Origin of the sequence: Mesorhizobium sp. M0227, from assembly GCF_040321855.1 — a bacterium.
In the GTDB taxonomy this organism is placed as follows: Bacteria; Pseudomonadota; Alphaproteobacteria; order Rhizobiales; family Rhizobiaceae; genus Mesorhizobium.
The window spans coordinates 80,757-100,330 of sequence record NZ_JAMYSJ010000010.1; the positions used below are offsets into that span (position 1 = coordinate 80,757).

General features: G+C 64.4%; 22 protein-coding genes and 1 pseudogene. 15 read left to right on the forward strand and 8 right to left on the reverse strand.

Going from position 1 to position 19,574, the window contains the following annotated elements:
• Positions 1 to 18: 18 nt before the first annotated feature.
• The gene (locus NKJ00_RS15995) at positions 19 to 297 is read right to left on the reverse strand and encodes an usg protein (protein WP_127809820.1); all 279 of its coding nucleotides are present in this window, start codon (positions 295 to 297) and stop codon (positions 19 to 21) included.
• Between the two features lie 340 nt (positions 298 to 637).
• Between NKJ00_RS15995 and groES the strand changes: the two genes are divergently transcribed.
• From groES to NKJ00_RS16055, 12 genes are all read left to right on the forward strand, one after another.
• Positions 638 to 952 (forward strand): co-chaperone GroES, encoded by a 315-nt coding sequence (gene groES / locus NKJ00_RS16000; RefSeq protein WP_352441792.1) that lies wholly within the window; start codon positions 638 to 640, stop codon positions 950 to 952.
• A gap of 57 nt (positions 953 to 1,009) precedes the next feature.
• Positions 1,010 to 2,641 (forward strand): chaperonin GroEL, encoded by a 1,632-nt coding sequence (gene groL, locus NKJ00_RS16005; RefSeq protein WP_023814434.1) that lies wholly within the window; start codon positions 1,010 to 1,012, stop codon positions 2,639 to 2,641.
• A 77-nt stretch (positions 2,642 to 2,718) separates the two neighbouring features.
• The gene (locus tag NKJ00_RS16010) at positions 2,719 to 2,937 is read left to right on the forward strand and encodes a hypothetical protein (protein ID WP_023814433.1); all 219 of its coding nucleotides are present in this window, start codon (positions 2,719 to 2,721) and stop codon (positions 2,935 to 2,937) included.
• Between the two features lie 98 nt (positions 2,938 to 3,035).
• Positions 3,036 to 3,332, forward strand: coding sequence for a DUF982 domain-containing protein (locus NKJ00_RS16015; protein ID WP_031214038.1), 297 nt, complete (start codon positions 3,036 to 3,038; stop codon positions 3,330 to 3,332).
• Positions 3,333 to 3,664: 332 nt separating this feature from the next.
• Positions 3,665 to 4,549: an AraC family transcriptional regulator gene (locus NKJ00_RS16020; RefSeq protein ID WP_031214037.1), complete on the forward strand. Its 885-nt coding sequence runs from the start codon at positions 3,665 to 3,667 to the stop codon at positions 4,547 to 4,549.
• Positions 4,550 to 4,794: 245 nt separating this feature from the next.
• A complete protein-coding gene (locus NKJ00_RS16025; protein WP_127270010.1) occupies positions 4,795 to 5,883 on the forward strand; it encodes an ABC transporter substrate-binding protein in 1,089 nt (362 codons plus the stop codon).
• 90 nt (positions 5,884 to 5,973) lie between these two features.
• A complete protein-coding gene (locus NKJ00_RS16030; protein WP_352630358.1) occupies positions 5,974 to 6,795 on the forward strand; it encodes an ATP-binding cassette domain-containing protein in 822 nt (273 codons plus the stop codon).
• The gene (locus NKJ00_RS16035) at positions 6,792 to 8,051 is read left to right on the forward strand and encodes a sugar ABC transporter permease (protein WP_023814427.1); all 1,260 of its coding nucleotides are present in this window, start codon (positions 6,792 to 6,794) and stop codon (positions 8,049 to 8,051) included. The genes NKJ00_RS16030 and NKJ00_RS16035 overlap by 4 nt, the downstream gene beginning before the upstream one ends.
• Positions 8,052 to 8,073: 22 nt before the next feature.
• A complete protein-coding gene (locus NKJ00_RS16040) occupies positions 8,074 to 8,802 on the forward strand; it encodes an SDR family oxidoreductase (protein ID WP_031214035.1) in 729 nt (242 codons plus the stop codon).
• A 160-nt stretch (positions 8,803 to 8,962) separates the two neighbouring features.
• Complete coding sequence (locus tag NKJ00_RS16045; protein WP_352554548.1) at positions 8,963 to 10,564, forward strand: FGGY-family carbohydrate kinase; 1,602 nt, start codon at positions 8,963 to 8,965, stop codon at positions 10,562 to 10,564.
• 140 nt (positions 10,565 to 10,704) lie between these two features.
• Positions 10,705 to 11,727, forward strand: coding sequence for a cupin domain-containing protein (locus tag NKJ00_RS16050; protein WP_352630360.1), 1,023 nt, complete (start codon positions 10,705 to 10,707; stop codon positions 11,725 to 11,727).
• Between the two features lie 133 nt (positions 11,728 to 11,860).
• Positions 11,861 to 12,193, forward strand: coding sequence for an excalibur calcium-binding domain-containing protein (locus NKJ00_RS16055; protein WP_128305750.1), 333 nt, complete (start codon positions 11,861 to 11,863; stop codon positions 12,191 to 12,193).
• Between the two features lie 14 nt (positions 12,194 to 12,207).
• On the opposite strand, the gene dinB is transcribed toward NKJ00_RS16055, so the two are convergent.
• Together dinB and NKJ00_RS16065 are read right to left on the reverse strand one after the other, a co-directional pair.
• A complete protein-coding gene (dinB, locus tag NKJ00_RS16060; protein WP_352611163.1) occupies positions 12,208 to 13,455 on the reverse strand; it encodes a DNA polymerase IV in 1,248 nt (415 codons plus the stop codon).
• A 121-nt stretch (positions 13,456 to 13,576) separates the two neighbouring features.
• Positions 13,577 to 13,993: a winged helix-turn-helix transcriptional regulator gene (locus NKJ00_RS16065; protein ID WP_023813870.1), complete on the reverse strand. Its 417-nt coding sequence runs from the start codon at positions 13,991 to 13,993 to the stop codon at positions 13,577 to 13,579.
• Between the two features lie 103 nt (positions 13,994 to 14,096).
• Here NKJ00_RS16065 and NKJ00_RS16070 point away from each other — a divergent pair, with 103 nt between their 5' ends.
• Positions 14,097 to 14,696 carry a dihydrofolate reductase family protein gene (locus tag NKJ00_RS16070; RefSeq protein WP_352611165.1) on the forward strand — a complete coding sequence of 200 codons (600 nt, stop codon included), beginning with the start codon at positions 14,097 to 14,099 and terminating at the stop codon, positions 14,694 to 14,696.
• Positions 14,697 to 14,720: 24 nt separating this feature from the next.
• Here the strand turns inward: NKJ00_RS16070 and NKJ00_RS16075 are convergent, their stop codons facing one another.
• The 5 genes and pseudogenes from NKJ00_RS16075 to NKJ00_RS16095 form a co-directional block, all read right to left on the reverse strand.
• Positions 14,721 to 15,464 carry a 2OG-Fe(II) oxygenase gene (locus NKJ00_RS16075; protein WP_023813869.1) on the reverse strand — a complete coding sequence of 248 codons (744 nt, stop codon included), beginning with the start codon at positions 15,462 to 15,464 and terminating at the stop codon, positions 14,721 to 14,723.
• Positions 15,461 to 16,015, reverse strand: a complete 555-nt coding sequence (locus NKJ00_RS16080) for a methylated-DNA--[protein]-cysteine S-methyltransferase (RefSeq protein ID WP_352611167.1) — start codon at positions 16,013 to 16,015, stop codon at positions 15,461 to 15,463. The genes NKJ00_RS16075 and NKJ00_RS16080 overlap by 4 nt, the downstream gene beginning before the upstream one ends.
• Before the next feature lie 159 nt (positions 16,016 to 16,174).
• Complete coding sequence (locus NKJ00_RS16085) at positions 16,175 to 16,402, reverse strand: hypothetical protein (RefSeq protein ID WP_352611169.1); 228 nt, start codon at positions 16,400 to 16,402, stop codon at positions 16,175 to 16,177.
• A gap of 12 nt (positions 16,403 to 16,414) precedes the next feature.
• Positions 16,415 to 17,526: pseudogene (gene ada, locus NKJ00_RS16090) on the reverse strand (bifunctional DNA-binding transcriptional regulator/O6-methylguanine-DNA methyltransferase Ada).
• Positions 17,527 to 17,590: 64 nt separating this feature from the next.
• Positions 17,591 to 18,283, reverse strand: a complete 693-nt coding sequence (locus NKJ00_RS16095; protein ID WP_127297522.1) for a winged helix-turn-helix transcriptional regulator — start codon at positions 18,281 to 18,283, stop codon at positions 17,591 to 17,593.
• A 174-nt stretch (positions 18,284 to 18,457) separates the two neighbouring features.
• On the opposite strand from NKJ00_RS16095, the gene NKJ00_RS16100 reads away from it, so the two are divergent.
• Both NKJ00_RS16100 and NKJ00_RS16105 read left to right on the forward strand, forming a co-directional pair.
• Positions 18,458 to 18,784 (forward strand): DUF1330 domain-containing protein, encoded by a 327-nt coding sequence (locus NKJ00_RS16100; protein ID WP_352611171.1) that lies wholly within the window; start codon positions 18,458 to 18,460, stop codon positions 18,782 to 18,784.
• 157 nt (positions 18,785 to 18,941) lie between these two features.
• Complete coding sequence (locus NKJ00_RS16105) at positions 18,942 to 19,442, forward strand: hypothetical protein (RefSeq protein WP_502895816.1); 501 nt, start codon at positions 18,942 to 18,944, stop codon at positions 19,440 to 19,442.
• The last annotated feature ends 132 nt before the right edge of the window (positions 19,443 to 19,574 follow it).

The following is a 19,574-nucleotide window of genomic DNA, read 5'->3' on the forward strand; positions in this document are numbered from 1 at the left end:
GAGGCCGTCGCAAAGACCCTAGTGGACCGTGATGATGCCCTCGACGGCCCGCCATTCCGAAGGCTGGATGAGCCGGTGATGAGCAACGCGGACCGAGTGCAGCGGACCGTCGAGTTCGCGCTCCCAATATTGGAGAAAGCCCTTGAGTTCGGGGAAGGCCGGAGCGAGATCATAGTCCTGCCAGACATAGAGCTGAAGCAGGCTCGGATGATCGGGCAGGTGATAGTGGATTTCGGCCGTCGTCAGGCCATAACCTTCCATTTGCAGGCGGAATTCGCTGCTGACCGTATCGGCCATATCTTTCTCCTTCTCTCTCCGTTCAGGCATCCAGCCTGCGACATTTGTATTGAACCCGCCCGATGCCGGGCCGGGACGATCGGTCTGTCGGTCCGTCTTCGAACAACGCCACGAGAAGCTCGGGGGTTCCGAAAATAGCCGCGCCATAACAGTGCGTTGGCGCCCTTTCTGGTCGAATGTAAAAATTTTTTCGCCGGTCTCTTGAAATCGGAAAACGGCAAAACTAGCTCGATATGCGCCGCGATGCCTGACGAAGGGTCCCGGCGTTCCGCACCGGTCCGATATTGCCGGTTCGGTGCGGAGGAACCTCAAAAACCTGTTTGTCCACGAGGAGAACGACATGGCGTTCCGTCCATTGCATGACCGTATTCTGGTCCGCCGCCTTGAAGCCGAGGAGAAGACCTCCGGCGGCATCATCATCCCCGATACCGCAAAAGAAAAACCGCAGGAAGGCGAAGTGCTCGCCGTCGGTCCCGGCGCGCGCGACGACAGCGGCAAGCTTGTCGAACTCGATGTCAAGGTCGGCGACCGCATCCTGTTCGGCAAATGGTCCGGCACCGAAATCAAACTCGACGGCGAGGACCTGCTCATCATGAAGGAAAGCGACGTGATGGGTGTCATCGATAAGATCGCCGAAGTGAAGAAGGCCGCCTGACGGCTTCTTTCGTATCCAACCAGTCAACGAATGCTGCCTAGATAGAGGAGTGATCCAATGGCTGCCAAAGAAGTGAAATTCCATACCGAAGCGCGCGAGAAGATGCTGCGCGGCGTCGACATCCTTGCCAATGCGGTGAAGGTGACGCTCGGTCCCAAGGGGCGCAATGTCGTCATCGACAAGTCGTTCGGCGCGCCGCGCATCACCAAGGATGGCGTTACCGTCGCCAAGGAGATCGAACTGGAGGACAAGTTCGAGAATATGGGCGCCCAGATGGTGCGCGAGGTGGCCTCCAAGACAAACGACCTTGCCGGCGACGGCACGACGACCGCAACCGTGCTTGCACAGGCGATCGTCAGGGAAGGGGCCAAGGCGGTTGCCTCGGGCATGAACCCGATGGATCTGAAGCGCGGCATCGACAAGGCGGTCGACGCGGTGGTCGCCGAGCTGAAGACCAATGCCCGCAAGGTCACCCGAAACGACGAGATCGCGCAGGTCGGCACAATCTCCGCCAATGGCGATGCCGAGATCGGCCGTTTCCTCGCCGAGGCGATGGAGAAGGTCGGCAATGAAGGCGTCATTACGGTGGAAGAGGCCAAGACCGCCGAGACCGAACTGGAAGTCGTGGAAGGTATGCAGTTCGACCGCGGCTATCTCTCGCCCTATTTCGTCACCAACCAGGACAAGATGCGCGTCGAACTCGACGAGCCTTTTGTGCTGATCCACGAGAAGAAGCTCTCCAATCTGCAAGCGATGCTGCCCGTGCTCGAAGCCGTGGTGCAGTCGGGCAAGCCGCTCCTAATTATCGCCGAGGATGTGGAAGGCGAGGCGCTTGCCACGCTGGTCGTCAACAAGCTGCGGGGCGGCCTCAAGGTCGCGGCTGTCAAGGCGCCAGGCTTCGGCGACCGCCGCAAGGCCATGCTGGAAGACATCGCCATTCTCACCGGCGGCACCGCGATCTCGGAAGATCTCGGCATCAAGCTGGATAATGTGACGCTGCAGATGCTGGGCCGCGCCAAGAAGGTGGTGATCGAGAAGGAAAACACCACCATCGTCGACGGTGTCGGCCGCAAGGAAGAGATCCAGGGCCGTGTCGCACAGATCAAGGCGCAGATCGAGGAGACCACCTCCGACTACGACCGCGAGAAGCTGCAGGAGCGGCTGGCCAAGCTCGCTGGCGGCGTTGCGGTGATCCGGGTCGGCGGCTCGACCGAGGTCGAGGTCAAGGAGCGTAAGGACCGCGTCGACGATGCGCTGCATGCGACCCGCGCGGCCGTCGAGGAGGGCGTGCTGCCCGGCGGCGGCGTCGCGTTGCTGCGGGCAGCAAAGGCGCTCGATGCCGTGCAGACCGACAATGCGGACCAGAAGACTGGCGTCGACATCGTGCGCCGTGCCATCGAAACGCCGGTCCGGCAGATCGCCGAGAATGCCGGCGCCGAAGGCTCGATCATCGTCGGCAAACTGCGCGAGAAAACCGAATTCGGCTGGGGCTGGAACGCCCAGACCAACGAATTCGGCGATCTCTACGGCCAGGGCGTCATCGACCCGGCCAAGGTGGTGCGCACCGCTCTCCAGGACGCGGCATCGGTCGCAGGCCTGCTGGTGACCACGGAGGCGATGGTGGCCGAGAAGCCGAAGAAGGAAGCCGCCGCCCCGGCAATGCCCGCCGGCGCCGGCATGGACTTTTGAGGTCGCGGCCAATCCGCCCGCTTCCCTGGCGGGGAGCGGGCGTCAGTCGAGAGAGAGTGGAGGTAAAGATGGACGCAATGGCTGGCATCGAATCCGTACCGGCTCCTACGCACCAAGCGAAGGAATTCCTGGCCTATGAAACAGAATGCAGGAACGTGCTGAAGCCGCTGCTGGCAGGGCTGCTCGACATGGCTGAAGCCGCCGGCTGGAATCGGCGAACCGCGGCGTCGGCACTGATGTTCCTCGCAGCACAGCAAGTGTCGGCAACATCCGAGGTATCCGCCGGCAGCGGCTGAACGGAAATCGGCCAGTCCATTCACCTATCCGCGGCGGGCCGTGCTGCCCGGTGTTCGGTCCGCTGCAGGCCCTGAACAATCGAGAGGAGGCACAAGCCATGAATCGCGGGCAATTTGAGGAACCGGTCACACTTCTGGTCGGAATGGGCTTTCCGAGGAAGATCGACAGCGTGATGGAAGCCTATGCACTGCTGCAGGACTGGCCGAGCGCCGGCCGCAACGGCGCCCATGCCGTCGCGCTCAACGCTTGCAAGGCGGGCATCGTCGGCGAGATCGATCCGGAGACGGTGCGGGCCACGCTGATCAGCTTCGCGCGCCGCCACGACATACTGGTGCCTGATATGGTTACGCCGCTCGCGACGGCGGCCGGTGGTGCTGTGCACGAGGTGAACTGACGGATGCGGCGCTTCAACAGCGCTTGCAGACCATGTTCTTGAGATAAGCCAGGCGAACACGGAGACGCCGGAATTCCTTCCCGGGCGGGCGGCATCGTCGTCGGTCAATTGAGCGAACGTGTCAGCAAGACTGACCTGTTCTGCCCGAATAACGCCTCTGAGCGCCGCCTCCCGGTTAAAAAAGTATCATCCGTTGTCTTGAATCGTGGTGGCGCCTGTTGTCATGAGCCGGTACCTTGGCTCTTGAAATGCAGAGCCGAAACCAATTCGGCCGGTTTAGGGAATTGGGCCGAACGCGGCAAATATCCGTGCTGGCCTGGGAGGAAACGGACATGGAACCGGACCTGGAAGTAGTCCAGATACGACGCGGTGAGTCCTTCAAGGCGTGGTCGCATGGCTACCCCTTCCACACGGTGCGTTGGCACTTCCATCCCGAATATGAACTGCATCAGGTGATCTTCACCAACGGACGCTATTTCGTCGGCGATTTCATCGGCGAGTTCGAGCCGGGCAATCTGGTGCTGACCGGGCCGAACCTGCCGCACAACTGGGTCAGCGACATCCCCAGGGACAGCTCGATCCCGCTGCGCGGCCGCATCATCCAATTTTCCGAAAGTTTCATCGGCGATGCCATGCATGTGCTGCCGGAGCTGGCGGGGCTGGGGCACCTGCTCGAAGCGTCGCGGCGCGGCGTGCTGTTTTCCAGCCGCACCAGCAAGGCGCTGGCGCCGCTGATGGAAGAGATGATGCAGGCGCAAGGCGTGCGCCGCATCGAGCTGTTCATGATGATCGCCGGCCTGCTCAGCCGCGCCCAGGAATTCCAGCTTTTGGCCAGCGCCAGCTACCGGCCCGATCCCTCCGGCTACATGACCGCCGGCATGAACAAGGCGCTCGCCTATATCAGGGAAAACCTGACGCAGCTGTTCGACGAGGCGGATCTCGCCGCCATCGCCGGCCAGTCGACCGGCGCCTTCTCGCGCTCGTTTCGCCGTCACACCGGCATGTCGCTGGTGCAGTATGTCAAACGGCTGCGCATCAATCTCGCCTGCCAGATCCTGATGAGCGACGAGCAGGCCTCGATCACCGACATCTGCTACGAGGTCGGCTTCAACAATCTGTCCAATTTCAACCGGCAGTTCCTGGCGGAGAAGGGCATGCCGCCCTCGCGCTTCAGGCGCCTGCTGGCCGACAACATCAACGCGGGCAAAGCCGCTTAACGGAGGAGCCAGGGAGGAACCAAGGGAGGATTTTTCTTTTGCATGACGACGTGAGCCGCGTGGAGCGGTTCGCGATAGAGAACGCTTGTCTCGAATTCCTCCGTAGGCGGAGGTTGTCGGCGCGGCTCGAAAGGCCGGCGCCGGGTCCCGGTTCCCAATGCAGTTTGGGCGAGGGCGGATGGGTGTCTTCAGACCAAAGCAGTCAACGACCTTCTTACAACCATATCAGAAACGGAGAAGACCGAATGACCAAACTTTCATCTTCATTGAAGTCTGCTGGCAAGTCCGCCGGCGTGGCAGCCCTTGCGCTGTCGCTGCTGGCCGGCACCGCCGCGATCGCCAGGGCCGCCGAAGTTACCGACGCCACCGTCGCCTTCCTGATGCCCGACCAGGCCTCGACCCGCTACGAGCAGCATGATTATCCCGGCTTCGCTGCCGAGATGAAGAAGCTGTGCCCGGGCTGCAAGGTGCTCTACCAGAATGCCGATGCCGACGCCTCGCGCCAGCAGCAGCAGTTCAACTCGGTGATCTCGCAGGGCGCCAAGGCGATCGTGCTCGACCCGGTCGACTCGACCGCCGCCGCCTCGCTGGTCAAGCTGGCGCAGAGCCAGGGCATCAAGGTCATCGCCTATGACCGGCCGATCCCGACCGCGCCGGCCGATTTCTATGTGTCGTTCAACAATGAAGGCATCGGCAAGGCCATCGCCGATTCGCTGGTCGAGCACCTGAAGGCGCTGAAGGTCGATCCGGCCAGCGGCGGCGTGCTGCAGATCAACGGCTCGCCGACCGACGCGGCGGCCGGCCTGATCAAGAAGGGCATCCATGCCGGCCTCGACAACAGCGGCTACAAGATCCTGGCCGAATACGACACGCCGGAATGGGCGCCGCCGAAGGCGCAGCAATGGGCCGGAGGCCAGATCACCCGCTTCGGACCAAAAATCCTCGGCGTCGTCGCCGCCAATGACGGCACCGGTGGCGGCGCCATCGCCGCCTTCAAGGCGGCCGGCGTCGATCCGGTGCCGCCGGTGACCGGCAATGACGCGACGATCGCGGCACTGCAGCTGATCATCGCCGGCGACCAGTACAACACCATCTCCAAGCCGAGCGAGATCGTGGCGGCGGCCGCCGCCAACATCGCCATCAAGCTGCTTTCGGGCGAAACGCCGAAGGCCGAGATGACGCTGTACGACACGCCCTCGCAGCTGTTCACGCCGGCCGTGGTGACGCAGGAAAACCTGAAGGCCGAGATCATCGACAAGAAGATCAACACCGCGGCCGAGCTCTGCGTCGATCGTTACGCGGAGGGCTGCAAGAAGCTGGGCATCGGGAACTGACCGCGACCCTTGCCCGCTCCGCTGTCTGGCCGCCCACGCGGTGGCCAGACAGCGCTCAATCCATGAACCGGTTTTGAAAGGCTTCCAGGCATGATCGATACCGCGGACGAACCGATTCCGGCAGGCGAGCTGGTGCTCAGCCTGCGTGGCGTTTCGAAGAATTTCGGCGCCGTGTCGGCGCTCACCGACATCGATCTCGATGTCCATGCCGGCGAGGTGGTGGCGCTGGTCGGCGACAATGGCGCCGGCAAGTCGACGCTGGTCAAGATCCTGGCCGGCGTGCATCAGCCGAGTTCGGGCACCATTAATTATCGCGGCAAGCAGGTGACGCTTGCAGATCCAAGCGCGGCTTTGACGCTCGGCATCGCCACCGTGTTCCAGGATTTGGCGCTGTGCGAAAACCTCGACATCGTCGCCAACATCTTCCTCGGCCGTGAGCTCAGCCCGCTGCGCCTGGACGAGGTGGCGATGGAGGTGCGCGCCTGGACGCTGCTCAACGAGCTATCGGCGCGCATCCCAAGCGTTCGCGAAGTGGTCGCTTCGCTGTCGGGCGGCCAGCGCCAGACGGTGGCGATCGCCCGCTCGCTGCTGCTCGAACCCAAGCTCATCCTGCTCGACGAGCCGACGGCCGCACTTGGCGTGGCACAGACGGCGGAAGTGCTCAACCTGATCGAGCGCGTGCGCGACCGCGGCCTCGGCGTCGTCATCATCAGCCACAATATGGAAGACGTGCGCGCCGTCGCCGACCGCATCGTCGTGCTGCGGCTTGGCCGAAACAACGGCATCTTCTCGCCCGACGCCTCGAACCAGGAACTGGTCAGCGCCATCACCGGCGCGTCGAACAATTCGGTGTCGCGGCGCGCCGAGCGCAGACAGGCCAGGCACGAGCAAACCCAGGAGCCACGCCCATGAGCCGTGAAGCCGAACAGGCCGCCTCCGTGCCGCCGCAGCTCGACCGCGCCGATGTGCGCGTCAAGCATGAGGCGGGAATCGGCGGCGCCATCCGCAGGTTCTTCGATCGGGTCCGCTCCGGCGATCTCGGTTCGCTGCCGGTGATCGTCGGGCTGGTCATCATCTGGACGGTGTTCGCCAGCATCAATCCGATCTTCCTGTCGAGCAGCAATCTGGTCAATCTGCTGTTCGATTGCTCCACCGTCGGCGTCATTGCGCTCGGCATCGTCTGCGTTTTGATGGTCGGCGAGATCGACCTGTCGGTCGGTTCGATCAGCGGCTTTGCCTCGGCGATGGTCGGCACGCTGTGGGTCAATCAGGGCTGGCCGGTGGCGCTCGCCATCCTCGCCGCTGTGGCCGTCGGCGGCTTCATCGGCGCGCTCTATGCGCTGCTGTTCAATCGGCTCGGCATGCCGAGTTTCGTTTCGACGCTTGCCGGCCTGCTGGCGGTGCTCGGCCTGCAGCTCTATATCCTCGGCTCGACCGGCTCGATCAATCTGCCCTATGGCTCGAACCTGGTGAATTTCGGCCAGCTGCTGATGATGCCGAAGTTTGTTTCGTTCGCTCTGGCGGCCGTGCCCGGCATCGTCATGCTGGTCACCGGCCTGCGCACCGTCGCGCGCCGCCGCGCCGCCAATCTGTCGGCGCCGTCGACCGGCGGGCTCGTCACGCGCGCGGTGGTGATCACGGTCATCCTCGAACTCATCGTCTTCTATCTCAACCAGGCGCGCGGCATTCCGTGGATGTTCGGCCTGTTCGTCGGCCTGGTCATATCAATGCATTACGCGCTGACGCGGACCAAATGGGGCCGCTCGATGTCGGCGGTTGGCGGCAACCGCGAGGCGGCGAGGCGCGCCGGCATCAATGTGCGACTGATCTATTCGAGCGCCTTCGTGCTGTGCTCGATGCTGGCCGCTTTCGGCGGCGTGCTGTCGGCGGCCCGCCTTGCCTCGGCCAGCCAGCAGGCCGGCACCGGCGACGTGAACCTCAACGCCATCGCGGCGGCGGTCATTGGCGGCACCAGCCTGTTCGGCGGCCGCGGCAGCGCCTATTCGGCACTGCTCGGCATCATCGTCATCCAGTCGATCGCCAGCGGCCTGACGCTGCTCGATCTGTCCTCGTCGCTTCGGTACATGATCACCGGCGCCGTGCTTGCCATCGCGGTCATCGTCGACTCGCTGGCACGCCGCTCGCGTGTCTCGCATGGCCGGGCCTGAACCCATCAACAGGAAGCAAGACATGAGCGAAGAACTGTCCGGAAAAGTTGCCGCCGTCACCGGCGCGGCATCAGGCATCGGCCTCGAATGCGCCAGGCACATGCTGGCGGCCGGCGCCACAGTGGTGCTGGTCGACCGTGCCGAGGCGACGCTGAACAAACTGTGCGCCGAGCTCGGTTCGAAGGCGATCCCGTTGGTGATCGACCTGATGCAGCCGGCAAGCGTCGCCACCATGATGCCGCAGATTCTGGAGAAAGCCGGCCAGCTCGACATCTTCCATGCCAATGCCGGCGCCTATGTCGGCGGCGAGGTAGCGACCGGCGATCCCGACGCCTGGGACCGGATGCTCAACCTCAACATCAATGCCTGCTTCCGCTCGATCCAGGCGGTGCTGCCGCACATGATCGAACGCAAGACCGGCGACATCATCGTCACCAGTTCGATCGCCGGTCTGGTCCCGGTGGTCTGGGAGCCGATCTACACGGCTTCCAAGCACGCGGTGCAGGCCTTCGTCCACACGGTGCGCCGCCAGGTCGCCAAGCACGGCCTGCGCGTCGGTGCGGTGGCGCCGGGTCCGGTGGTGACGGCGCTGGTCGACGACTGGCCGAAGGCCAAGCTCGAAGAGGAACTCGCCGCCGGCGGCCTGATGCAGCCGCGCGAAGTGGCCGAAGCGGTGATGTTCATGCTGACCCGCCCGCGCAACGTGACGATCCGGGATTTGGTGATTTTGCCGCAGAGCAATGATTTGTGAGGCAGTAGGCAATGGGGAATAGGCAATAGGCAATAGGCAATAGGAAGATGTAGACACAGTCTTACAGGCCCCGCTCAAAAGTGCTTCGCGCGTCCTATCCTACTAACTAATCGCTTACTGCCTACTGCCTATCCCCTATTCCCTGAACCGGAGGTTCCTCATGCCCCATTATCTCGGCATCGATGTCGGCACCGGCAGCGCGCGGGCCGGGGTGTTCGACCACACCGGCACCTTGCTCGCCTCGGCCAAGCGGGACATCGAGGTCTGGCGCGAGGCCGGCGACATTGTCGAGCAGTCGAGCAACGACATCTGGCGGGCGGTGTGCGCGGCCACGCGGGAAGCGGTCGCTCAATCGGGCGTGGCAGCTGAGGCCATCGCCGGCATCGGGTTCGACGCCACTTGTTCGCTGGTGGTGCTGGGCGAGGGCGGCGTGCCGCTGCCGGTAAGCAAGTCCGGCAATTCGGAACGCAACATCATCGTCTGGATGGATCACCGCGCGGTCGAGCAGACGCGCCGCATCAACCGCAGCGGCGAGGCGGTGCTGAACTATGTCGGCGGCGTCATCTCGCCGGAAATGGAAACGCCGAAACTCCTTTGGCTGGCCGAAAACCTGCCCGACACGTTCAACGCCGCCTGGCAGTTCATGGACCTCGCCGATTTCCTCACCTGGCGCGCGACCGGCAGCCTTGCCCGCTCGGTCTGCACGGTGACTTGCAAATGGACCTATCTGGCGCATGAAAGCCGCTGGGACGAGGCCTATTTCCGCACCATCGGACTAGGGAGCCTGGCCGACGAGGGGTTCGCGCGCATCGGCACGCAGATCGTGCCGGCGGGTGCCGCGCTCGGCGGCGGACTGACCGCGCAGGCGGCATCGGATCTGGGCCTGCGCCCCGGCACGGCCGTGGCGGCGGGGCTGATCGACGCGCATGCCGGCGGCGTCGGTACGGTCGGCGCGCGCGGCGCGTTCGGCAGCGTTCTGTCGCGCATGGCCTATGTCTTCGGCACCTCAGCCTGCACCATGTCGTCGACCGCCGAGCCGGCCTTCGTCGACGGCGTCTGGGGTCCGTATTTCTCGGCCATGGTGCCGGGCCTGTGGCTGAACGAGGGCGGCCAATCTGCGGCGGGTGCGGCCATCGACCATCTAGTGCGCATGCATCCGGCGGCCGGCGAAGCGACCGCCAAGGCGCAGGCCGAGGGGCTCAGCCTCAGCGCCTGGCTGTCGCTGCAGGCGCAGAGCCGCAACGGGGCAGCGGCGACGCCGGCCTTGGTCGGCGGCATCCATGTCGTGCCGGAATTCCTTGGCAACCGCGCGCCTTTCGCCGACCCGGACGCACGCGCGCTGATCGCCGGGCTCGATCTCGACACCAGCCTCGACAGCCTGGTCGGGCTCTATGTCGCCGGGGTCTGCGGGCTGGGCTATGGCGCGCGCCAGATCGTGCGGGCCGAGCATGACAAAGGCATTGCCGTCGACACCATCGTCATCAGTGGCGGCGCCGGGCAAAGTCCGCTGGTGCGCCAGCTGCTTGCCGACACGACAGGCATGGTGGTGGTGGCGTCGACTTCGCCGGAACCGGTGCTGCTCGGCTCGGCGATGCTGGGCGCCGTCGCCGCCGGGACCTACAAGGATGTGGCGGCGGCAATGGCCGGCATGTCGGAACTCGGCGAGGTCTATCATCCCGACGCTACGCTGGCCGGCTGGCACGCGAAGCGCTTCGCGGCGTTCGAGCTGCTGCAGCAGGCCGGCAGGGCCATCCGAGGCTGAAGCGAGCGGCTCCTGTCGGGCTCTGTCAGGAGCGTGGCGAACACCGCTTGGCGATGATGCCGGAAGCTGGCAGCTTTGTTCTGTCGTAGACCCTCCTGGGGCTTGCGACGAGGGCAGGGCGACAGGATCAGGAGGCCCCAATGGCTGACGAGAAAGCGCCCGTGCCATTCGCATCGGATGAGGTGCCGTGGACGGAATGGTCCGATGTGCCGCGCTTCGGCGTGCGCTATCGGCATTTGTCGCTGGCCGCGCTTGGCGAAAACTACCATGTCGGCGTGGCGATCGAGGAGTTGCCGGCGGGCAAGCAGACTTCGCCGGCGCATTACCATATTTTCGAGGAAGAGCATGTCTTCATCCTCGAGGGGATGCTTACCGCGCATGTCGGCGACGCCGCCTACGCCATGAAGGCCGGCGACTACATCTGCTTTCCGGCAGGTGCAGCGGCGGGGCATTGCCTCATCAACACCAGCGACGCACCCTGCCGCTACGTCCTCGTCGGCGAGCGCAACCCGAACGACGTTGTCGTCTACACCGCCTCCAACAAGGTGCTGGTGCGCGCCTTGGGCAGCCGTGCGATCTTCGATCTCGCGGCGACCCGAACCTACTGGGACGGTGAGAGCACCGGCCTCGCCGCCGGCGATCCGTTGCCGTCGGATGTGACGGCCGGTGTCACCAAGGCCCCGGCCGCGCCGATCCCGCCGGTCGCCAGCGATGCTGTCGAGTGGAAACAGGAAGGCGAGGGGGCGCGGTTCGGTGGTCGGTCCAAACACCTCACCTGTGCCGCCTTGGGACGGCCCGACTACCATGTCGGCGTGCTGATCGAGGCGCCGGCCCCCGGCATGCGCCTGGCGCCCAGGCACTACCATATGCTGGAAGAAGAGCATGCGCTGATCCTGGAAGGGCAGGTGACGCTGCTGCTTGGCGAGGAGCGCCACGAGATGAAGGCCGGCGATTATGTCTGCTTTCCCGCCGGCCTGGCGGTCGGGCATTCCTTCCTCAACAGCGGTACGGAACCGTGCCGCTATCTGATGATCGGCGAGAAAAACCCCAACGAGGTCTGCGTCTATCCCGATTCCAACAAGATGGCGGTCGACGCCTTGCGTTGGCGCGACGGCATTTTCGATATGGCCGGGGTTAGGCGGTATTGGGATGGCGAAGCGTAGAACTGAAAGTGTCGATATCCGACTCAAATAGCCGCGCTCTGAACGCGAGAACCGTTCGGAGATAGGCGTTGTTGCCACCCTACCTGGGTGACGCTAGTCTGGTTCGGGCACTTCAACGGGGGAGTTGGCGGGGATGCTCCTGCCATTCTTGCGATGGCCTTCACGCTATCACCGCCGCCTTGGCAGGCTGAGATGGGTGGCTTTGTTCGCGCCGTTCATTCTGTTGTCGGGCTATATCGTCTATGGCTTCGTCGGCATTCGGTTTGATACGCCTCTCTCGGTGCTGAGGCACCTTGCCGCGTTCCCGAACTGCACGGCCGCCCGCAGGGGCGAACCTGGCTATTGGCCGACTCACGATGCCGACCATGACGGCATAGCCTGCGAGCCCTGGCACGGGGCAAGCCGACGACACGGGGCAAGCTCCACTGGCGTTCGGGTCCATCGTTACTCGCGTACCGGCCCATAGCCTTTGCCTTGGCTTCACAGCTCCTTCTCCGCCAGTTCCCTGAATTCATCCGGCACCGAGCGCGCCGCTTCCAGTGCCACCGTGCCGTAGCCGACCGCCTGTTTGCCGAAGCGCTCGCGGATCTTGTCGATGGCGCGGTCGGCGTCGAAGCGTGCCAGGCCTTTCCTGGTACCGGGCCGGCGTTTCTCATCGGCGAGGCCGAGCGGCAGTTCGAGTTGCAGCTCGAAGCTTTCCTCGAGGTGCGAGACCGAGATCGCCAGCAGCGAGATCGTTTTGTCATGCGGGTGGTCGGCGAGCACGCCGCGCACCAGGTCGCCGGCGATCTCGGCCAGGATGGTTGTCGCCGAGATCGGCTGGTCAAGCGTGATCGATCGTGTGACTGCGCTGAGATCGGCAAAGCGCACACGCACGGTCACCGTGCGGCCGGGCCGTGCCTTGGCGCGCAGGCGGCTGGCGACGCGGTCGGCCAGATGCAGCAGAGTGGGCACGATGACCCGTGCTACGGCAGGCTTCTCTCCGAGTGCCGATTGTGCGCCGGCGGAATGCGCGCGGCGCTTCGTCTCCAGTTTGCGCGGGTCACGGTTCCAGGACAATGCGGCCAGCTTTTCGCCGGCGGCGGGGCCGAGCAGCCGCGTCAGCGCGCCGCTGCGCGTCCTGGCCAGCTGGCCGATGGTCTCGACGCCGATTTCCGCCAGCCGCGCTTTGGTCGCCGAGCCGACGCCCCACATCAGCCCGACCGGCAGGTCGTGCAGGAAAGCGAGCTCGCTGCCGGGTTCGACGACCACCAGCCCATCGGGTTTTGCCACCTGCGAGGCGATCTTGGCCAGATGCTTGGTGCGGGCGACGCCGATCGAGATCGGCAGGCCGAGTTCGGCGCGTACCCGGCTGCGGATCGTCGTGGCGATCTCCTGTGGGGAGCCGAACAGATGCGTGCAGCCGGCAACGTCGGCAAAGGCCTCGTCGATGGAGATGCGCTCGACCAATGGCGTAAAATCGTCGAGCACCTTGATCGCCGCGTCGCCTAGCCGCTGGTAATGGCTGAAATTGCCACCGACGAAGATCAGATGCGGGCAGAGTTCGCGCGCCTTGCGCCCGGGCATGCCGCCGCGCACGCCGAAGGCGCGGGCCTCGTAGGAAGCGGCGAGCACGACACCGCCGCCCACCGCGATCGGCTTGCCGCGCAGCGACGGATCGAGCAACTGCTCGACCGAGGCGTAGAAAGCGTCGAGATCGGCATGCAGGATGGTGGCTGTCGTTTCCATCCCGACCGCACATCCGCAGTTGCTGATAGATTGGAACAAATAAAGAACAAAGATGGATCATTGTCAAGGAGGGGCGATTTGTGCGGCAACAGCCATGCCGGTTCCGCCTGAACGCAACCGCCTAGACAATATGCTCCGCTCGCAGCGCCGCTTTCATCCTTTCCAGCGCCGCTTCGCCGCCTGCCGCCAGTTCGTCGGCAATCCTGGCCAGCTTATCGTCGGCCTTGCGGTGCTTGCTGCCCCAGGCGCCGAGCGTCGCCAGCACCGGCAAGAGGTCGATGCCTGCTTCGGTCAGCCGGTAGACGGTTCTCAAGCCATGCGTCGGGTCGTCGCTTCGGGTGAGGATGCCCTCCTCCTGAAGCGTTTGCAGTCGCTCGGCCAGCGTGCGCGAGGAGATGCCTTCGTCGGATTGCAGGAATTCGCGAAAGTGCTTTTTCCCGGCGAAGACCATGTCGCGGACGATGAGCAGCGTCCAGCGGTCGCCGATCAGTTCGAGTGACAGGTTGATCGGGCAGCCGGACTTTTCGCGCGTCGACATCTATGGTTCCATTTTTAAATCACTTTACTATTGACATCATTTTGGCCTTGCGTCAACGGTTCCAAATGTAAACTGTTTTGCGATGGCCCTGAGGAGAATGACGGTGAAAAAGCTGGTCCTGCAGATGCAGATGTCGGTCGACGGCTTTGTCGGCGCCAATGAGGACCATTCCTGGCAGCTCTGGGAGTGGGGTGACGAGAGCGCCTGGGACGGTGCGCTGAAGCAGGACTTTAACGCCGTCTTCGCAGGCATCGATACCATCCTGCTCAGCCGCAAGATGGCGCAGGAGGGCTATCTCACCCATTGGGGCAATGCGGCGAAGAAGTTTCCGCGCGATCCGTTCTACGCCTTTGCGCAGCGCATCGTCGACTCCCGCAAGGTGGTGCTCAGCAACAAGCTCAGGCAATCGGCCTCGGAGCCGGCTTGGGAGCGCACCAGTGTGGTCAGCGGCGACCTGCCGCGCGAAGTCAATGCGCTGAAAGCGGGCGAGGGCGGCGACATGGCGGTGTTCGGCGGCGCCGGTTTCGCGTCGGCGCTGATTGCGGCCGGGCTGGTCGACGAGTTCCAGCTTTTCATCAACCCGGCGGTGCTGGGTGCGGGCCGCCGGATTTTTGATCAGGGCGGTTTTAGGAACCTGTGGCTACTCGGCTCGAAGGCCTATGCCTGTGGCATGGTGGTCAGCCGCTATGCGCCGGCGGGGTGAGGGGGACCTCCATCTTCTCCCTGGTCACTTCGCATCGTGAAAAATGATCCCGACCGTGTGGCGCATGCCTGAGCGCAACCGGCTGACGCCATGGCGCAGGTTGACCCGGTAATTGCCTTTGGTGCCCTGCACCGGCCGGTTGTGGACGGCGAAGACAACGGCGTCGCCCTGGCGCAGCGACACCACTTCGACCCGGCTCTGCATGCGCGGGCGCTGCTCGGTCAGGGCGAACTCGCCGCCGCTGAAATCCCGGCCCGGTTCGGAGAGCAGGATCGCCACCTGCAGCGGAAAGGCGAGGTCGCCATAGAGATCCTGGTGGAGGCAGTTGAAGTCGCCAGGCACATATTGCAGCAGCAGCGGCGTCGGCCGTGACTGGCCGGCGGCATGGCACTGATCGAGAAACGCGGCGTGCGTCGCGGGATAACGCATGGCCTGCCCCATGCGCTCGTTCCACCGATTGGCGACCTCGGCCAGCCTGGGGTAGAGCGCGCTGCGCAGGCCACCCAGGAGGTCGGGCAAGGGATAGCGGAAATAGCGGTACTCGCCCTTGCCGAAGCCGTGCCTGGCCATATGGATGTGGCTGCGGAAATATTTCTCATCCGAATAGAGGTCGGCGATCCGCCGGCACTCCTCGGGCGACAACAGCTTTTCGATCACGGCACAGCCGAAGCCGTCGAGTTCGGCGGCAAGGGCCGGCCAGTCGTAACCGGCGACGCGTGTCTCGGCGGCTTCGATCACCGATCTGGCAATTTTGGCATGGGCATTCATATCGTAGCCTCCTTGTCGAGCAGGGCGCGTTTGCGTTCGACACCCCAGCGGTAACCGGCCAGTGAGCCGTCGGCGCGGACGACACGGTGGCAGGGAATGCCCAGCGCGATTGCGTTGGCCGCACAGGCCGTCGCCACAGCGCGGGCGCCGTTCGGCTGGCCGAGACGCCGGGCGAGCGCGGTGTAGGTGATGGTGGCGCCGCACGGGATGCTGCGCAGCACATCCCAAACCTGTTGCTGGAATGGCGTGCCGTGGCGCATGTCGAGCGGCAGGTCGAGGCCGACGCCGGGCATTTGGATGAAGCGCGCGATTGTCGCGAGATCGTCGCGCAGTGCGGCCTCGTCCTCGACCAGTATCTTGTCGGGGAAGCAATGGCCAAGGTCCCGCTCCAGCGCGCCGGCGTCCGAGCCGATCAGGATGGCGCAGACGCCGATCTGGCTGCGCGCTGCCAGGACGTCGCCGATTGCGGATTCACCGATGGCGTAGCTTATGGTGTCGAAGGCATTGGGGACGCTCGCCGGTGGCGCCATTTGGGTTTGCATGAGGTTCATTGCGTTTACTCCTTTGTCTGTGCGTGAACCCTACAGAGACGGCTTCTCGCGCTCACTCCGGTGCTTGCTTTCAAATTCGAATTTCGAAGGTAGGTGCTCTACGGCGCCCCCCCTCTGCCGGACAGAGGGGGGCGCCGTAGAGCACTGACTTGAACCGTTTTACGCGACACGAGTAACAGCGACCTCGCCGAGCAAAAACACCTCACCCGTCAACAACCGCAGCTCGATCTCGCCGGCCGCGGTGCGGCTCCATTCGGCTCTGCCGTGATCGACCATCTCGCCAATGGCCGCCATCACCAGTAACTTCGAGCCTTCGGCGCGCCGGCTGCCGACAGCTTGGGTCCGGCTGGTCGCATCGGTGGTGGGAGACCTTGCCATCGCGCGCATTGCCGGTCCTGGTCAGGCCCGAATTGACCGGTTGGCATTGTCGGACGCCGCCTCACGCTCCAGCAGTGCGCGCTTGCGCTCAACGCCCCAGGCGTAGCCGGACAGGGCGCCATCCCTGCGGATCACGCGGTGGCAGGGAATGGCGACGGCATGATTGTTGGCGGCGCAGGCGGCGGCGATGGCGCGGGTTGCCTTCGGCGCACCGATGCGCTGCGCGATCTCGGCATAGGAAACCGTGCGGCCGGCGGGGATGTCGCGCAAGGCCTGCCAGACGCGCCGCTGGAACGCGGTGCCGCGCACGTCGAGCGGCAAATCGAGGCCCAGCGCCGGAGCCTCGACGAAACCGACGACGCGGGCGACCAGCGCCTCGTAGTCGCGGTCGCCGCCGATCAGCCGCGCCCTGGGGAAACGGTCCTGCAGGTCGCGCACAAGCGCGTCGGGATCGTCGCCGAGCAGGATCGAGGCGACGCCCTTTTGACTGGACGCGACCAGGATGGCGCCGAGCGAAGTCTCGCCGACGGCGAAGCGGATCTCTTCATCAGCGCCGCCGGCGCGATAGCGCGTCGGCGTCATGCCGAGCATCCCGGTGGATTTCTCGTAAAAACGTCCGCTTGAATTGAAACCGGCATCGTAGATCGCCGTCGTCACGCTTGCGCCGTCTTCCAGGCCCTGGCGACCCGGGCGGCGCGGTGCGCGGCGGCATAGTCCTTCGGTGTCAGCCCGGTGGCCGCCTTGAAGATACGATGGAAATAACCGGCGCTACGGCCGGCGGCATCAGCCAGCTCAGCGAGCGACGGTTCTTCCTCGCTCTGCTCGATCCTGCGGCAGGCATCGGCGACCATCGCGGCATTACCGGCCTCGAGCGATGGGCCATCCGGGTTGCAGCGCCGGCACGGGCGAAAGCCGGTTGTCCTGGCCTGATCGAGCGTGCCGTGCAGTTGCACATTTTTCGGATTGGCGCGCCGCGACGGGCAGGAAGGCCGGCAATAGACGCCGGTCGTCGCCACCGAATACCAGAATGCGCCGTCGGCCGACTTGTCGCGCGCAACGATACGCGCCCAGCGCGGATCGTCGGCGATTTGCGGCGGCGCGGATTTCAGATTTTTCGCCAGGGTGATGAACATGGCCGGCATTGAAGCCGCCAAAAGCCGGCCTCGCCACCCGTTTCCTGCCAAGAGCCCCACTCTCCTAAGCCGCGCGTTTGGGCTCCACCGCGAACGGGCTGAGCCCGAGCCAGGTCTGCATCTTCCTGCCAATGGCCTGGTCGCCGGTCAGGGCAACCTTGGCGCCGGCCTTCTCGACGGTCAGCAGTCCCATCCAGATCGCCGTCATGGTGTGCAGATCGGTCGAGACGTAAAGGTCGACGTCGAAACCCGGATCGTACCAGCACAGATCGACCTCGCCGTGCTTCTCGACGATCAGCCACCATGACCGTTTGGACGCCGGCAGGTCCTGATACAGAAATTGTATCACCGTGCGTCCCTCGGGCAGCGGCGAGGGGTTCAAATTGCGCCGCATGTCCCACATCAGCAATGACGGATCGAGGTTCTTGAGCGACAGCCGGGACTCGACCCATTTCTGCCCCCAGAAGCCCATCGCCTCGACGACTGGGCGCAAATCGCGGCCGGCCTCCGTCAGCCGATAATCGAAGATCCCCTTCTCGCCCCGGACCTCCCCGCGCTCGACGATCCCGGCGATCTCAAGCTCCTTCAGCCGTTGCGACAGAAGGGTTGGCGACATTTTGGGGACACCGCGGCGCAGGTCGTTGAAGCGGGTCGAACCCGCCACCAATTCGCGCATCAGCACCATCGTCCAGCGGGTGCACAGCACCTCCGCGGCCATCGATAGCGGGCAGAATTGCTTGTATCCGTGCTGGTTCATGATTGCGCCTCTCCCTCCAACCTGGCCGAACATTAGGCCTTCATGAATGAAGCGGCCAGTACGGAAACTGTACTGCCCCAGTACAGATCGCGGACTGGTTGGCGAGCGCCTTGCCATGCGAGCCCTTTGGCCGGTTGCACGGGATACCCTGTGCGCCGCAACCAGGAGACTACCATGACCGCTTACGTTATCGCAGACATCAAGATAAACGACCCGCAATGGGTGCCGGCCTACGCCGCATCGGTGCACGACCTCGTCCACAAGCATGGCGGCAGATATCTGTCGCGCAGCGGTAATGTGAAGACGCTTGAAGGCAAGCCGCTCGACACCACGCTGATCGCCCTGATGGCGTTCCCGTCGGAAGCGGCGGCCCGCGCCTTCGCCAACGATCCGGCCTATGCGCCCTTCGTTTCGGCCCGTCGGGGCGGTAGCGACAGCCGTTTCCAGATGATCGACAACACCGATCTGGCTGGAACGATCCCGTATCTGCCGAAGGGATGATCCTTCCCGGTAGTCGTCACATCGATTTCGGGATCTCCAAGCAACAACAGTCACAGCGCTTGCCCGCCGGGCCTCCGTATTTTCGGCGGCCGGCCAGCTGGGCTTTTTCAAGAAGAATGGAATGAAGATGATATCGAACTTTCACAATAAGCTTGCCATGGCCGGGGCCATGCTGGCTGTCTGCACCACCTTCGCACAGGCGCATCAGGAAGCCGCCGCGCCGGTGGCCGGCCTCAATCCGCTGGCCGACAAGGTGCGGGCCGCCAACAGCCGGTTTCTCGACGTCAAGGCCGCTACATCAGAGGGCTATGCGCCCATTCCCTGCGCCAGCGGCATCACCGGTGGCGCCATGGGCATCCACTATGTCAACGGCGGATATCTGAAGGACGACAAGATCGATATCGCCCGGCCTGAGGCCGTGATGTACGAGCCGATGGCCGACGGCACGCTGCAACTGGTGGCGGTCGAATACATCACCTCGAAGGGGCCGGCGTCGCTGGACGGACAGCTGTTCAATTTCAACAGCGCGCCCAACCGCTATGGCCTGGGCGAATTCTACGAACTGCATGTCTGGGCCTGGAGGGGCAACCCGACCGGCACTTTCGCCGACATGAACCCGAAAGTGTCATGCGAACACACGATGGCGCCGAGCCAGTAAGCAATGAAGCCAGGCGGCGTCAATGCCGCCTGGTCGCCCTCCGCGACAGTTGGCAGCTCCGGCCCAGCGGCCGCTTTCGGCGAGGAAAAGCCGGGGAGGTGCGTGCCGCTGGCGCTCCTCGCGGCGTCAGGC

What these genes read in the sequence shown, in the direction of transcription:
- NKJ00_RS16035 (WP_023814427.1), top strand. Translation starts at nt 6,792, where the DNA reads ATGAGCCGTGAAGCCGAACAGGCCGCCTCCGTGCCGCCGCAGCTCGAC.
- NKJ00_RS16050 (WP_352630360.1), top strand. Translation starts at nt 10,705, where the DNA reads ATGGCTGACGAGAAAGCGCCCGTGCCATTCGCATCGGATGAGGTGCCG.
- NKJ00_RS16030 (WP_352630358.1), top strand. Translation starts at nt 5,974, where the DNA reads ATGATCGATACCGCGGACGAACCGATTCCGGCAGGCGAGCTGGTGCTC.
- NKJ00_RS16045 (WP_352554548.1), top strand. Translation starts at nt 8,963, where the DNA reads ATGCCCCATTATCTCGGCATCGATGTCGGCACCGGCAGCGCGCGGGCC.
- NKJ00_RS16020 (WP_031214037.1), top strand. Translation starts at nt 3,665, where the DNA reads ATGGAACCGGACCTGGAAGTAGTCCAGATACGACGCGGTGAGTCCTTC.
- groES (WP_352441792.1), top strand. Translation starts at nt 638, where the DNA reads ATGGCGTTCCGTCCATTGCATGACCGTATTCTGGTCCGCCGCCTTGAA.
- NKJ00_RS16055 (WP_128305750.1), top strand. Translation starts at nt 11,861, where the DNA reads ATGCTCCTGCCATTCTTGCGATGGCCTTCACGCTATCACCGCCGCCTT.
- NKJ00_RS16010 (WP_023814433.1), top strand. Translation starts at nt 2,719, where the DNA reads ATGGCTGGCATCGAATCCGTACCGGCTCCTACGCACCAAGCGAAGGAA.
- NKJ00_RS16015 (WP_031214038.1), top strand. Translation starts at nt 3,036, where the DNA reads ATGAATCGCGGGCAATTTGAGGAACCGGTCACACTTCTGGTCGGAATG.
- NKJ00_RS16085 (WP_352611169.1), bottom strand. Translation starts at nt 16,402, where the DNA reads ATGCGCGCGATGGCAAGGTCTCCCACCACCGATGCGACCAGCCGGACC.
- NKJ00_RS16065 (WP_023813870.1), bottom strand. Translation starts at nt 13,993, where the DNA reads ATGTCGACGCGCGAAAAGTCCGGCTGCCCGATCAACCTGTCACTCGAA.
- NKJ00_RS16075 (WP_023813869.1), bottom strand. Translation starts at nt 15,464, where the DNA reads ATGAATGCCCATGCCAAAATTGCCAGATCGGTGATCGAAGCCGCCGAG.
- groL (WP_023814434.1), top strand. Translation starts at nt 1,010, where the DNA reads ATGGCTGCCAAAGAAGTGAAATTCCATACCGAAGCGCGCGAGAAGATG.
- NKJ00_RS15995 (WP_127809820.1), bottom strand. Translation starts at nt 297, where the DNA reads ATGGCCGATACGGTCAGCAGCGAATTCCGCCTGCAAATGGAAGGTTAT.
- NKJ00_RS16025 (WP_127270010.1), top strand. Translation starts at nt 4,795, where the DNA reads ATGACCAAACTTTCATCTTCATTGAAGTCTGCTGGCAAGTCCGCCGGC.
- NKJ00_RS16040 (WP_031214035.1), top strand. Translation starts at nt 8,074, where the DNA reads ATGAGCGAAGAACTGTCCGGAAAAGTTGCCGCCGTCACCGGCGCGGCA.
- NKJ00_RS16100 (WP_352611171.1), top strand. Translation starts at nt 18,458, where the DNA reads ATGACCGCTTACGTTATCGCAGACATCAAGATAAACGACCCGCAATGG.
- NKJ00_RS16095 (WP_127297522.1), bottom strand. Translation starts at nt 18,283, where the DNA reads ATGAACCAGCACGGATACAAGCAATTCTGCCCGCTATCGATGGCCGCG.
- NKJ00_RS16105 (WP_502895816.1), top strand. Translation starts at nt 18,942, where the DNA reads ATGGCCGGGGCCATGCTGGCTGTCTGCACCACCTTCGCACAGGCGCAT.
- dinB (WP_352611163.1), bottom strand. Translation starts at nt 13,455, where the DNA reads ATGGAAACGACAGCCACCATCCTGCATGCCGATCTCGACGCTTTCTAC.
- NKJ00_RS16080 (WP_352611167.1), bottom strand. Translation starts at nt 16,015, where the DNA reads ATGAACCTCATGCAAACCCAAATGGCGCCACCGGCGAGCGTCCCCAAT.